Below are 470 nucleotides of genomic sequence, written 5' to 3' on the forward strand. Positions count from 1 at the left end.
ATGTGGACGAACATGACGAAGTGTTCGGTGGTGAAGGGAACAATACTGTTATTGTTGATTCTGCAGCCGGTCAGACAGGAGGCTTCAATCTGGCAAATGCCAATGATGTTGCTAATGTCACAGGTGGGGCGGGCAACGATACCTTGGAGGGTAACAATGATGCCAATCAGCTTGATGGCGGTGAAGGCAACGACACCCTGAGAGGTAATGATGGTAACGATACCCTGATCGGTGGTGAAGGTTCTGACTCTCTATATGGTGGTGCAGGTGACGATACCTTCATTTACGAGGGAGACAATGCGGTCGTCGACGGCGGTGAAGGTGACGATACCTTATCTGCCGCAGCTGCTTCTGCTGGTGTAACAATTAACCTGTCAGACATCGTCTATAGCTCTATTGAGTCACTTCAAGGCTCAGCTTCTTCAGATATCATTCGCGGAGACGGCAACAACAACCGAATTTCAGGTGGT

General features: G+C 49.6%; 1 protein-coding gene. It reads left to right on the forward strand.

What is annotated here, in order from left to right; genetic code table 11:
- A partial coding sequence (locus A8L45_RS23450) for a calcium-binding protein (protein ID WP_139122474.1) occupies positions 1 to 470 on the forward strand: 470 nt, incomplete at both ends.

Source organism: Veronia pacifica, assembly GCF_001707825.1.
Lineage (GTDB): Bacteria > Pseudomonadota > Gammaproteobacteria > Enterobacterales > Vibrionaceae > Veronia > Veronia pacifica.